The sequence below is a fragment of the Phytobacter sp. V69 genome, assembly GCF_965644215.1.
Classification (GTDB): Bacteria; Pseudomonadota; Gammaproteobacteria; order Enterobacterales; family Enterobacteriaceae; genus Phytobacter.
In genome coordinates this window covers 1-12,118 of sequence record NZ_CBFFRL010000153.1, presented here as the reverse complement: position 1 = coordinate 12,118, position 12,118 = coordinate 1, and the positions used below count along the sequence as shown (strand labels likewise).

Below are 12,118 nucleotides of genomic sequence, written 5' to 3'. Positions count from 1 at the left end.
ATAAAACGGTATGCCGATCATGAATACCATCGGAACCGCGAAGCGGTGACGCTCGCCCTGTAAGGGCGCTAATGTTCTTGAGCCGCTCAAACGTGTTGGTCGAGTGCAGCTTTACCCGATGTGCTTTCGGGAAGTCGAAGTACGCCAGTACATCGGCTTCAGCATCGTCCATCAGCGCCGCCACCGACGGGAAGCTTTCCTCCAGCTGGCCGGCAACCGTTTTCCAGGTCTCATGCGCCGCTTTGGCGTCAGCCTGTACGAACACCTGCTGCAGTGCAGCTCGCACCACCGACTGATTGGCCTTGTTGACCCGGCACAGCACGTTGCGCATGAAGTGAACCCGGCATCGTTGCCAGGACGCACAGAACACCTGCTGTATCGCTGCTTTCAGGCCACTGTGCGAGTCGGAGATAACCAGTTCAACTCCCCGCAGGCCTCGCTCTTTCAGGCTCAGCAGGAAGGTCAGCCAGAACGCTTTGGCCTCTGACTCGCCAATGCCCATCCCGATGATTTCCCGGCGTCCGTCCGGGTTAACCGCGCAAGCGATTATTACTGCCACCGAGACCACACGCCCGCCCTTGCGCACCTTGACGTAGGTTGCATCCAGCCAGAGATAGGGCCAGTCGCCTTCAACAGGGCGTTCCAGGAAGTCTTTAACCCAACCATCGATATCGCGGCAGACACTGGAGACCTGGCTGCGCGAGATACCCGTCATGCCCATGGACTGGACCAGGGCATCGACCTTGCGGGTTGAGACGCCGTTAATCCAGGCTTCCTGTATGACGGCGTTGAGCGCTTTCTCAGAGAGCTTGCGCGCTTCCAGGAACGACGGGAAATAGGTTCCTTCGCGTAGCTTCGGGATGCGCAGGTCGAGCGTGCCAACCCGGGTGTTGTAGGCGCGGTCACGATAGCCGTTGCGGTAGGTCTCACGGTCCTCGGTGCGCTCATGACGGTCGGCATTGATGCGCGCAGTGACATCAGCGTCCATGATGCGGTTTAGCATAAACTCGGTGAGGTCACGCAGGAAGTCTTCGCCGCCCAGTTGCATCAGGGTGTCGTTGAGTGCCATGCTGTTGTCAGCCATCGGTTTACTCCTTTTAAGATAATTGTGTTTGCAAACCATTACCTTACCGGATAAGCCGATGGTGCTCTCCATCTCCTGCCGAATTTACACCACTCCAGTGGACTCTACCAGCAGCAACGCCCGAGTAATTCAAAGGGGGTGGGTCAGTTTTACTTTGGCAGGGTGGGTCAGAATTCGATCGGTATTGACAGCATCCGATTGTTTTACAAGAGGTTATGCAATTAAGGGACACAGCCTAACCTCATGATTTACAAGACTCTTGATTTTCATCCATCAGAAAAAACTATCATTAAGAGGCTGTGCGAGGTTTAAAATATTGCGAATGATTTAAAAAGCGGATCGTTTTTCTTCTGGTATATTTTGCTACAGACAGCTCGCATTAGCAGAATGCTCAACAGCACGAGGTGGTATGGTTGAAGATTCTTTATCAAAAGACAGTAGCTATGACCCGAATTATTGGCGTTCCCAGGAGATGCTACTGTTACAACAGGTCATATCACTATCAGGAAAAAGCTTCACCTATGAGAAGATTTTTAAGGAAACACTCCACTTGCTCTCGGAATTGCTCGGACTAAACCGAGGCCGAATTGTGATGCAAGTACCCGGCAGCAAGGAAGGGAGAATTAGGTACTCCTACGGTCTTACACGGGAAGAAGCTCAAAAGGGTGTTTATCAGTTTGGTGAAGGTATCACTGGCAGGGTTCTTGCGCATGGTCAACTTGCCGTGGTTCAGGATATTGATAGTGAACCTATGTTTCTTTTTAGGGCTGTCAGCCGTGAGCGTTTACCACAGGAGTCTGTAGCTTTTATCGCATTACCAATTATTGTTGGTCATAGCGTTAAAGGTGTCCTGGCTTTTCACCGCATACGTTTAAGGTCAAGGCCGCTTTCTGATGACCTAACTATACTGCGTATACTTTCCACTTTCATTGGTCAGCTCCTTCATCTTGAAGCTCATATCGATGAAAAGAATAAAGAACTTGAACGTTATAACCAACTTCTCGCACAAGCAAGTCATCATGATGTATCTCATTACGGCATAGTGGGTAACTCTCCTGAACTCATCAGAGCAATTTCTGAGCTGGAACGTGCATCAGATTCGAAGGCCAGTGTTCTGCTACTTGGAGAATCAGGAACAGGTAAGGAACTTTTTGCCAGAGCCCTACATGTTGCCAGCCCGCGACAAGGTAAACCTTTTATCAAGGTCAATTGTGCAGCAATTCCTGATTCACTGTTCGAAAGTGAACTTTTTGGTTATGAGAAAGGAGCCTTTACTGGAGCAAATTCTCAGCGTCAGGGATTATTTGAACAGGCTAACGAAGGAACAATTTTTCTTGATGAGATAGGTGAGCTGCCTCTAAATATGCAGGGTAAACTTCTCAGGACTCTGCAGGAAGGAACCATCACCAGACTTGGCGGAACAAAGGAAATTTTTATAGATGTTAGGGTTGTAGTTGCAACTAATCGAGACCTGTCGAAGGAAGTCCAATATGGTCATTTCCGTGAAGATCTTTATTATCGGCTTAATGTTATCCCAATTCATCTTCCTTCCCTTCCCGAAAGAAAAAGTGACATACCAGCTTTAATATTTCATTTCCTTAACAGGTTCAATCAGGCGAATCAAAGAAACGTAAACTTGAAATCTGATGCTATTTCGCTTCTACAAAACCATGACTGGCCTGGGAATATCCGTGAGCTTTCTAACATCATAGAGCGAATGGTCTTGTTGAGTGATAAACAGGTCCTTAACGCTATTGACGTCGAAAACTATATAAAAGTTAAAGAAATTCGTGGCCCACAAAAGAAATACATTAAAATGCAAGAGGTATCTTCACTTCCTCCTGTTCCGAATCAGGCTATTATACGCCCTTACGCGTCCTATGAATCTCATTCTGAAAGTGAACTTTTAGAAGCGATCAAACTTGCTGGTGGTAATAAGTCACGTGCAGCTCAAAATTTGGGATTGACCGCACGCCAACTTGCATATCGTCTAAAAAAATTAGGTCAATAGAGAGGCGGGGCTAAAGCCCCGCGAACGATTAGTATTGCTTGTAGGGTAAAAATTTACCGGACAATACCACGTTTACTCGATCCCCTTTGGGGTCGCTCTCTCGTTGAATATCCATCGAGAAATCAATGGCGCTCATAATGCCGTCACCAAATTCCTCATGAATTAGTTGTTTTATTGTCGTGCCATAGACATTTACCATTTCGTACCAGCGATAAATAAGGGGATCGGTCGGCACGGATGTTGGTAAAGAACCTTTGTATGGTACGATCTGGAGCCATGCGATTGCTTCATCAGAAAGTTCGAAAATTTTGCCTAGAATTTCTGCCTGATTTTTATCAAAGGTCATTTGACCCAGACAACCCGCAGTGGTCCATTCTTTCGACTGACCTATTTCAGAAGCCACATCAGCCCATTTGATACCCTTTCTTACCTTTGCTGCCAAAATCATATTTGTTACATCATCGCGACAGGTGATCATACTTTACTCCAGATTTAATGTTGATCGTGGTCTTAACAATCAGTTAATTAACTACTCACCAACTACATGAATTTTCGCCACTGAGTGGATGGCTGATTTATCCTCGCTGTCCGTTACATCGTCTTCCAGCCCAGGCCGAACAACTAATGGGTGATCGTTACTCGCTGAATCACGTTGATTCTGTTGAATTAGCGTTGAACGGTTAACCAAAAAGTCGACCAGATGATTTCTAATTCGATAAAATTGAGGATTATGATGCATCGCCTCCCTGGTTCGATCATCGGGGAGGGTATTGATAACAATTTCTGCTACGCGTGAATGAGGCCCATTGCTCATTAGCATTATTTTGTCGGCTAATAAAATGGCTTCATCAACATCATGCGTGATCATGAAAACTGTTTGATGAGTAGCTTTACAAATCTTTAGTAACTCATCTTGAATGTTTCCACGCGTTAAAGCATCCAAAGCTCCAAATGGCTCATCCATTAGCAACATCTTAGGTTCAACCGCGAAAGCACGGGCAATACCGACCCTTTGTTTCATACCGCCAGATAATTCGCTTGGTTTTTTAGATGCTGCATGTTTGAGTCCCACTAGATCTAAGAACTTTGCGGAATGCTGACGGACTTTCTCTTTATTCCACTCTGGATATTTTGAACGCACCGCAAAAGCAATGTTTTTTTCAACTGTAAGCCATGGAAGTAACGCATGACTCTGAAAGACAACGCCTCTTTCAAGGCTTGGTCCTGATATTTCTCTGCCAGCCATGGTAACGTAACCGCCAGAGGCTTCTTCAAGCCCCGCAATTACATTCAATATGGTACTTTTACCACAGCCAGAGTGACCAATAACGCAGATAAATTCACCTTTCTGAATTTCAAAATTGATATTCTCAAAAACAGATGGTGAGTCAGATGAATATTGCTTTGATAAACTCTCAACCTTAATAAATGGCTGGGTGTATTTTTTTTGATTATTCTGCATATGTCACCTTTTTCTGTAAAGTGGCGAATGCCATGTCGAGTAACATACCGATGATGCCAATCATCAACACTGCAAAAATCACATTGCCAAGAGAAAGGTTATTCCATTCATTCCATACAAAATAACCAATTCCTGTTCCGCCGATTAGCATTTCTGCTGCAACAATCACCAACCACGCAATCCCCATTGAAATACGCATGCCAGTGATAATTGTGGGTGCAGCCGCAGGAAGGATAACCTGAAAGGCTTTCCGAATAGGACTCACCTCAAGTGTTCGTGCCACATTAAGCCAATCTCTTCGAACACCAGCCACACCAAATGCAGTGTTAATTAACATCGGCCATACTGAGCATATAAAAATGACAAAGATAGCCGAAGTCGTTGCATCTTTAATTGTATAAAGTGCAATGGGCATCCATGCAAGAGGCGAGATCGGCTTCAATATTTGGATGAATGGGTCTAATGCCTTATGAAGTAATGGTGACATACCAATAAGGAACCCAAGCGGTATTGCTACCATTACTGCAATCATATAGCCAAGTGCAACACGGCCTAATGAATTAGCTAACTGAATCCCAATCCCTTTATCATTTGGACCATTTTCATAAAATGGATTTGAGAGTTGTTTATATACAATCTCACCAAATTGCATCGGTGTCGGCATACCATTTACTTTCTCTTGGCCCCCTGGTGCCGCTTTTTTTCCCATTAAAACTGCGTATTCATCACTTTCATTTAATGAATTGTTGGCCATGTTATCACGACTACCTATCTGCCAGCTTAAAATCAAAACTAATAGCAAGCATATTGACAGTACGCTAGATTTAAATTTGATGTTTCTCTTCATCAATTCAGCCTCGTTTAATCTGGAAACTATCGATGTAGGATTGAGTTTGCGATGGATCATATTTTTTCCCCATGATCTCAAAGCTACGATATCCTGTCTCCGGAGATGCTGAAGCTTCTGCCATATTCAGCTCTGCCATGTGCTTTCTCGCATCAGTCATCAAAAAAACCTGTTCTGCAAGAGAATTAAAGTTGATGTCCTGACGAATGTATCCCCATCGTTTCATCTGACTCAGTATCCATGTTGCCATTGAATACCAAGGCATTGGGTCAAATCCGGCACGGTCTGGGAAATCTTGCACATGACCGAGTCCATCTGCATACCTGCCATCGAGTGCTTGGCGAATAACAATCTCAGGTTGGTTAAGATAGTTCTTTTCGGAAACAATCTTGGCCATGTGAGGAATATTTTTTCTATCATTAACTACAACTGAAGCAGTGAGTATTGCTCGGTATAATGCTGAGAATGTATTTGGATTTTGACTTATGAAAGCCTGACTTGTACCAAATGAACAGCATGGATGTCCATTCCAAATATCTCTGGTTAAAATATGTATAAAGCCAATTTCATCATAAACTGCACGTTGATTAAATGGGTCCGGACCTAAGAAACCATCAATATTCCCTGCCCGGAGGTTAGCAATCATCTCTGCAGGTGGAGTAACTCGTAACTGAATATCTCGATCAGGATCTAAACCATGTTCTGCTAAATAGTAACGTAAAAGAAAGTTATGCATAGAAAACTCGAAAGGAATTGCGAACTTAAATCCTTTCCAGTTTCTCGGATCACGGTTATTTTTATGTTTCAATGCAAGAGTTATTGCTTGACCGTTAACGTTTTGAATCTCAGCAACTCGCATAGGACTGGTAACTGAACCTAACCCCATTGTCATTGCAAGTGGCATGGGAGCAAGGAAGTGAGATGCATCCAGTTCCCCGTTAATCATGTTATCTCTGACTAAAGCCCAACCAGCAGTTTTTTGTAGACTAACATTCAGTCCTTGTTCTTTGTAAAACCCCATAGGGTCAGCAATGATCAATGGGGTTGCACAGTTAATGGGTATGAAACCAATTTTTAGGTCTTTCTTTTCCAGCGGCCCGCCCTCTGCAGCCATTGCCTGTAAAGGTGCGAGAGGGAGTACTGCAGCAATGGCAGCCATAGCCGTCGACACACCCACAGCTTTTAGAAATGAGCGGCGAGTAGAATCATGAGGAAACAAAGCCTTAACTGCAGCGGCCTCGATGAAGTCACTTGATATATCCTCAACATTGAGTTTGGTATTACCAGACTGCATAGTTGCTGCAGCGTGTTCTGCTTGAGTGCGATGATTCCCACAGGTGCATCCTGAAAGTATCTGATCTTCCGAGTATGGGCGAAAAAAATTGTCAGTTCTCATGATGTCCCTCTAGATTAGTTATTATTAAGCCACTTTAAAATTTCCGACTCGTAATTTTGCTACGGTCTGCCCATTAAGCCACTGCTCCATATACAAATAACTGTCCTTTTTATCTAACGTTTGCCATTCGCCTTGTTGGCATGGTGAACCATGAATTTCAATTGGCAATGAACGTGTTTTCAAGCGAATTACTGGCGAACTATGCTTGTAACCTTCACAGGCCACCCCATTTATATGATTACTTATTGCTTCAGCCTGCTTGCTAATTGGTTCAATGAATCTGCAGGCTAAACCTTCCAGGCTAATACAGTCACCTAACGCATAAATATCTGGATGACTTGTCTGAAGCGTGCAGGGGTCGACGACAATACCATTAATGAAACGTAATCCAGCGTTTACAGCAAGCCGCTTGTCCGTAAGCAACCCGGTAGCAACTACGATATGATCAACGAGATAGTTTTTCCCTGATGCTGTACAGACCTTTTTTCTACGTTCTTCATCTAACGAAATCTTCTCAACCAGATCATTCCCAACATACTCAATTCCCATGTTTCTCTGACTGTGCAGCAACATTTCCGCCGCTCCATCAGGAAGAAGGGCATTCAAAGGTAAGGAGAGGCGGTCTATCATCGTCACTTTATGGCCAGCCCGGGCAAAATCCTCCGACAGTTCGCAGCCAATCATTCCGGCCCCTATGACGGCAATCCTTTGTGGGGCCTCACCCAGCGCTGTACGCAACCCATTCCAACTGCCAAGGTCATTAATACGCCAGCACAGACTTGGGTCAAGTGAGGGTGGCATGAATGGCTTTGCACCAACGGCGAGAATAAGCTTCGTATACCCAAAGGTGCCGCGGGTTGTTCTAAGTTGTTTAAATTCAGGACTTAGTCCAGTTACATATGTTTCGGTCAACAGATTTACGCCTAAGCGCCTGGCGGCTTCTCCTGCCTTTTCACGAACCAAATGCTCTGCTGTCAGTCCTCTGCTTATAGCTACTGATAATTCGGGTTTGTGGTACACATCGGCATTGCATGCACTGATCATTGTTATCGGCACATCAGGATTTGCATCGCGAAGGGCAGTTACGGCAGCCCAGCCAGCGAGTCCTGCACCTACGACGATGATACCTGCTTTACGCGAAATCTGGATGACATTCTCACCAGCAATGAGGTGTTCACGTTTCAAATATGGCTCAAAGTCTGTTTTCGTCACGCCACATAGTGGGCATTCCCAATCATCAGGAATATCCTCAAAACGTGTTCCTGGCGGCAGCCCGCTATCTTCGTCGCCAAATTCTTCATCATAAATCAGACCACAGGCGCGACAGATGTATTGCTTCCATGGGCGAAAATCATCATTCATGCCGGCATTTCCTCTTTGAGTAATTTAGCCATTTCCCAGCGGAGGTGCTTAATTGCCGGAGTCACTATTGCGACAAAATGCGCTTCACGAATCCTGCGCTGAGGCCCTGCTGAGCGAAGATATCCTCTGGCACCGTGATGAAGTAATGCCGATTGAGTCGCTTTAAGTGCCAGCTCCGCCCCATGTGCACGAGCATCCAGAACATCCAGCAGATACCCTTTGCTTTCATCAAATGGTGTTTTCGCCAATTTGGATACACGTAAGCTTAATTCATCAAATTCTGCTTGAAGTTGCTCAGCTCCATCATGAAGAAAGCTATTTATATGCCCAAGAGAACCAGAGACATCTTTTATTGAATCAATGCTGGCCTGGATAAGACCAGTTGCCATTCCTATCTGGAGGAGAATGAAAGCGCCACGAATACGCATCACAAAGGGTTTGGCAGGGTCTGCAACAATACTGTCTTTACCGATAAAGTGATCGGTTAATCGAATACGCCATGTGCTGGTACCTTCCATGCCTGAAAATTCTGGACACGCGCTCAGTTCAACACGTTCATCCAAATCAAGAATGAAAATCACCTCATGTGAGATTTCCCCATTGTCATCCTCAACACTTGCAATGGCTCCGCAGTAGTGGCCTTTAGCAATGTGGCTGACCCAGGGGAGCGTACCGTTGATAATGTACCCGCCTTCAACTTTTTTGGCTCTGAGTAGCATTGGTTCAATACCGGCCAAAGCTTTCATTGGATTTGAAAGGGCGGTTCCACCAAAACTGTTTCCAGCTGCATGGTTGATTAGTCTGGCATGAAGTACCGGGTTGTCAGATTTTTCCATGTACAGGCCGCAAACTGCATGACACCACATCAGGAATGCTGTAGATCCACATTGCGTTCCAACTTCTTGCATAGTTGAAAGAGCTAAATCATAGCGGCTTCCATAGGTTTCCAGGTGGGCACGAAGAGCACCAGCATCGCCCAGAGCAGCCATGATATCGAGAGGATAATATCCTTCGTGATCAATACTATTTGCCAGTTTTGCTAATGAACCCCGGGCAATGTTTTTCACATCATGAAGGACTTCTTCATTCGTTTTCAACGGCTCTTCGTATGAGCTGGATGTTTCCACTGCAATATTCATGAGCTGCTCCTCAAGGGTCTTAATTAGTCTGCCAAACTGATGCTGAATGGAATTGGGTTCCGCATGGAGTTCGCTACAGGAGAATAGAAATTCGCGTGTTGTACGATTTCATCAAGTTCTTCGCGTGTTGCATCACCTTGAATAACAACTTTCACACGGATCTCCTGGAAGCCCATTTGTTCAGGTTGCATTTGAGCACCACCAGCACCCCAGGCTGCAGGGTTACCAATGTCAGCTTCCATAAAAATTTCAAGCTTGCTCAATTTCACTTGCTTCCACGTAGCTACAGCAGTAATGCCCACTGACAAGCAACCACCAAGGCCAGATAATACGATTTCGCCTGGTGCGGGAGCTTTATCTTCGCCAAATAAATGAAGAGGTTCGTCGACAACAACAGGATTGTGGTTACCAACGAAACTTAAAGAACGGTACATACCCTGCATCACTGTATGGACTTTGTTGGTGCCACGAGAGGCTGGGTTGTTACGACCCTTATCAGCAAAAGCCATTAGACCTTCACGATCGATTGGTTTGAGGTAAGCCTTAACTGTGTTCGCAGGTGCGTTTGATACAGACATTTGTCTTCTCCAGTTTTAGTTTTTGCCGCAACAGATGGCGGTAATCAGGAATTGCAACTGACGCGCCAACTTTAAAATATTTAAATTATCTATTTAATATCATTTGGTTACGTTATTTTCTTCAACGGGGGGTACAGAGACGGACTCATTAGTTAGACAATCCGAAACCTACAAATTGTCGACAATGTCGACAATGTCGACAATGTCGACAATGTCTGGTTTTTTTACGTTCAGTATCTAAAACAGTGAGAAGAATTTTTTTGACTTATTTATCAGTATTTTATATTTCATGATTTATATAAAAAATAAAGACAACTACAGAACTGACGCGGGCTGAGGAGCATATTCAATAAATAAGATATTCATAAATGGGTAATCCCCCCAGGCATAAAGCGTATTGGCCGGGATCCCCTCAGAACGTGCTAACTGAACGACCGGTTGATTATGTGGCGGCATCATTCTGGCGATCAGAGCGGCTTTACGCTCAGGTGAATAAGTGTTCATTATTGTCCTCTCCGGCCCCCGGAAATTTTTCAGTCAGAGGCGACAACTATCCTGACATGGGGGCACCGAGAGCCTGCAACATCCTCTGGCAACGTACCAGACCTTGCTGGAGGTGCAGGCATGAACCATCAGCATGACCGTATTGCCGCACTCTGCGAGCAACTCAGGCTCGACCGCCTGCCGGCTGAGTGGCCGGGTGTGGCACAGACGACTATCGACAACAGCGGCACGCATGCCGACTTCCTGGAAGCCGTTTTGCAGCTCCAGCATGATGGCCTGAACGAACGGCGACGCCAGACCATTTTGTGGTTATCAGGCCTGCCGGTGATAAAAACACTGGAGCAGTTCCACTACGCCTATGCCAGCGGTGTTCCGCGAAGTCAGATCCAGGAGTTGTCGGGGCTGGCGTTTATCGAGCGTCAGGAGAACATTGTCCTGCTCGGGCCTTCTGGCGTCGGCAAGACGCACCTGGCGACCGCCATTGGCTATAAAGCCGCGATGGCGGGGTTAAGCATTCGGTTCATCACCGCCGCCGACATGATGCTGCAACTGATGGCGTCACAGCGTCAGGGTGACCTGAAGGGCTACCTGAACCGCGTCGTAGGTAAGCTTAAGCTGTTCATCATCGACGAAGTGGGATATCTGCCGTTCGGTAAAATGGAGGCGAATCTGTTCTTCCAGGTAGTCGCTAAACGGTATGAGTCAGGCAGCGTGATCCTGACCAGCAATCTGCCGTTTACGCAGTGGTCCGGAACGTTTGGTGATGACGAGACGCTGACGGCGGCAATGCTGGATCGGCTGCTTCACCATGCCCATATCGCGCAAATTAGCGGCCAAAGCTATCGACTGAAAGATAAGCTGAAAAGCGGTCCGCGAATTCAGATAATAAGTGCAACGCTCGGTCATGATTGTGGAGAGTGTGGGAAGAAGGGTTAACTACCGATAAGTTATCCCGGCCTTCCTACCACAGATGAGCGAGCAACATGAAGTATCGGCAGTTAACCGAAGGCATACGATACCAGATTGCCCTGTTGTTTGGTGAGAATATTAGCCTCACGGAGATCAGCAAGCGTGTTGGCGTCAGTAAGTCCACTGTATCCCGGGAGGTCAGGCGTAACGGGACTGCTGGCGGTTATTCAGCAGAAGAGGCTCAACGGTTGAGTGATGACCGGCGACGGCGGGCGGGGGTAGAGTCCGTCAAGGTGGTGTAAATTCGGAACCCGCTTTCCGGCTCGGTAATGTCTGCGTTATGCGCTGATCGGCAGCGCGTCTATTACATCGTTATCATCAGCATTCTGGTCTATCTCCAGCATGCTTTGCTGTGGCATGTATCTATTCTGCAACAGCCAGTCCTCATTCTGTTCGGCCAGTACCGCGCCCAGCAGCCGCATGATGCCGGCTTCATTCGGGAAGATGCCCACGACGTCGGCACGACGCTTCACTTCCTTGTTGGGGTAGTGACCGGGTAGCTGCGATAACTGCCAACTTTCAGGCAACCGCTTCGATCGGCAGCCTTGTTTCCATATCGAGCTCGAATATTCCGTAGGGGTTTACATGGGCATAAATCAGCGGCGTCAGTGCCCTGAAGTCTTCTGCCTTCATTCGTGACAGCCATACAGGCTCATTTAGTACCTGCTGGATCATCAGCGTGTTTACGTAGACTAGATAGTGTCGTCACAAGATTTTAGCCCAGAGAGCGATGCATCTGATCTGGACGGCAGCGAGAAATGAGGCC

General features: G+C 46.4%; 11 protein-coding genes and 3 pseudogenes. 3 read left to right on the top strand and 11 right to left on the bottom strand.

The window, feature by feature from the left end; genetic code table 11:
- On the bottom strand, positions 1-1,084 hold a 1,084-nt coding region (locus tag ACSZPU_RS18715), incomplete at its 3' end, for an IS256 family transposase (protein WP_499001833.1).
- A 409-nt stretch (positions 1,085-1,493) separates the two neighbouring features.
- Here ACSZPU_RS18715 and ACSZPU_RS18710 point away from each other — a divergent pair.
- Entirely contained in the window at positions 1,494-3,095 is a 1,602-nt protein-coding gene (locus tag ACSZPU_RS18710; RefSeq protein WP_499001829.1) for a sigma-54-dependent Fis family transcriptional regulator, read from the top strand.
- A 28-nt stretch (positions 3,096-3,123) separates the two neighbouring features.
- On the opposite strand, the gene cynS is transcribed toward ACSZPU_RS18710, so the two are convergent.
- The 8 genes from cynS to ACSZPU_RS18670 all read right to left on the bottom strand — a co-directional run bounded on the left by cynS (position 3,124) and on the right by ACSZPU_RS18670 (position 10,383).
- The gene (gene cynS, locus ACSZPU_RS18705) at positions 3,124-3,573 is read right to left on the bottom strand and encodes a cyanase (protein WP_499001825.1); all 450 of its coding nucleotides are present in this window, start codon (positions 3,571-3,573) and stop codon (positions 3,124-3,126) included.
- A 51-nt stretch (positions 3,574-3,624) separates the two neighbouring features.
- Entirely contained in the window at positions 3,625-4,557 is a 933-nt protein-coding gene (locus ACSZPU_RS18700) for an ABC transporter ATP-binding protein (protein WP_499001821.1), read from the bottom strand.
- Entirely contained in the window at positions 4,547-5,404 is an 858-nt protein-coding gene (gene ntrB, locus ACSZPU_RS18695) for a nitrate ABC transporter permease (RefSeq protein ID WP_499001819.1), read from the bottom strand. Before ntrB ends, ACSZPU_RS18700 begins: the two co-directional genes overlap by 11 nt.
- 4 nt (positions 5,405-5,408) lie before the next feature.
- Positions 5,409-6,800: an ABC transporter substrate-binding protein gene (locus ACSZPU_RS18690; RefSeq protein ID WP_499001816.1), complete on the bottom strand. Its 1,392-nt coding sequence runs from the start codon at positions 6,798-6,800 to the stop codon at positions 5,409-5,411.
- A gap of 24 nt (positions 6,801-6,824) precedes the next feature.
- A complete protein-coding gene (locus tag ACSZPU_RS18685; protein WP_499001813.1) occupies positions 6,825-8,162 on the bottom strand; it encodes an FAD-dependent oxidoreductase in 1,338 nt (445 codons plus the stop codon).
- Positions 8,159-9,301, bottom strand: a complete 1,143-nt coding sequence (locus ACSZPU_RS18680) for an acyl-CoA dehydrogenase family protein (RefSeq protein ID WP_499001811.1) — start codon at positions 9,299-9,301, stop codon at positions 8,159-8,161. Before ACSZPU_RS18680 ends, ACSZPU_RS18685 begins: the two co-directional genes overlap by 4 nt.
- Before the next feature lie 23 nt (positions 9,302-9,324).
- A complete protein-coding gene (locus tag ACSZPU_RS18675) occupies positions 9,325-9,879 on the bottom strand; it encodes an OsmC family protein (protein WP_499001809.1) in 555 nt (184 codons plus the stop codon).
- Positions 9,880-10,194: 315 nt separating this feature from the next.
- Positions 10,195-10,383 carry a transposase gene (locus tag ACSZPU_RS18670; RefSeq protein ID WP_499001806.1) on the bottom strand — a complete coding sequence of 63 codons (189 nt, stop codon included), beginning with the start codon at positions 10,381-10,383 and terminating at the stop codon, positions 10,195-10,197.
- A gap of 120 nt (positions 10,384-10,503) precedes the next feature.
- Between ACSZPU_RS18670 and istB the strand changes: the two genes are divergently transcribed.
- Together istB and ACSZPU_RS18660 are read left to right on the top strand one after the other, a co-directional pair.
- Positions 10,504-11,319, top strand: a complete 816-nt coding sequence (istB, locus tag ACSZPU_RS18665) for an IS21-like element helper ATPase IstB (protein WP_499001804.1) — start codon at positions 10,504-10,506, stop codon at positions 11,317-11,319.
- Between the two features lie 47 nt (positions 11,320-11,366).
- Positions 11,367-11,582, top strand: a pseudogene (locus tag ACSZPU_RS18660) (helix-turn-helix domain-containing protein); the annotation flags it as partial.
- 48 nt (positions 11,583-11,630) lie between these two features.
- Here the strand turns inward: ACSZPU_RS18660 and ACSZPU_RS18655 are convergent.
- Positions 11,631-11,834: pseudogene (locus ACSZPU_RS18655) on the bottom strand (transposase); the annotation flags it as partial.
- Positions 11,835-11,871: 37 nt separating this feature from the next.
- A pseudogene (locus ACSZPU_RS18650) lies at positions 11,872-12,048 on the bottom strand (Tn3 family transposase); the annotation flags it as partial.
- Positions 12,049-12,118: the final 70 nt, after the last annotated feature.

Excerpts from the sequence above, each read along its gene's own strand:
- istB (WP_499001804.1), top strand. The coding sequence starts at position 10,504 with ATGAACCATCAGCATGACCGTATTGCCGCACTCTGCGAGCAACTCAGG.
- ACSZPU_RS18680 (WP_499001811.1), bottom strand. The coding sequence starts at position 9,301 with ATGAATATTGCAGTGGAAACATCCAGCTCATACGAAGAGCCGTTGAAA.
- ACSZPU_RS18700 (WP_499001821.1), bottom strand. The coding sequence starts at position 4,557 with ATGCAGAATAATCAAAAAAAATACACCCAGCCATTTATTAAGGTTGAG.
- cynS (WP_499001825.1), bottom strand. The coding sequence starts at position 3,573 with ATGATCACCTGTCGCGATGATGTAACAAATATGATTTTGGCAGCAAAG.
- ACSZPU_RS18670 (WP_499001806.1), bottom strand. The coding sequence starts at position 10,383 with ATGAACACTTATTCACCTGAGCGTAAAGCCGCTCTGATCGCCAGAATG.
- ACSZPU_RS18710 (WP_499001829.1), top strand. The coding sequence starts at position 1,494 with ATGGTTGAAGATTCTTTATCAAAAGACAGTAGCTATGACCCGAATTAT.
- ntrB (WP_499001819.1), bottom strand. The coding sequence starts at position 5,404 with ATGAAGAGAAACATCAAATTTAAATCTAGCGTACTGTCAATATGCTTG.
- ACSZPU_RS18675 (WP_499001809.1), bottom strand. The coding sequence starts at position 9,879 with ATGTCTGTATCAAACGCACCTGCGAACACAGTTAAGGCTTACCTCAAA.
- ACSZPU_RS18685 (WP_499001813.1), bottom strand. The coding sequence starts at position 8,162 with ATGAATGATGATTTTCGCCCATGGAAGCAATACATCTGTCGCGCCTGT.
- ACSZPU_RS18690 (WP_499001816.1), bottom strand. The coding sequence starts at position 6,800 with ATGAGAACTGACAATTTTTTTCGCCCATACTCGGAAGATCAGATACTT.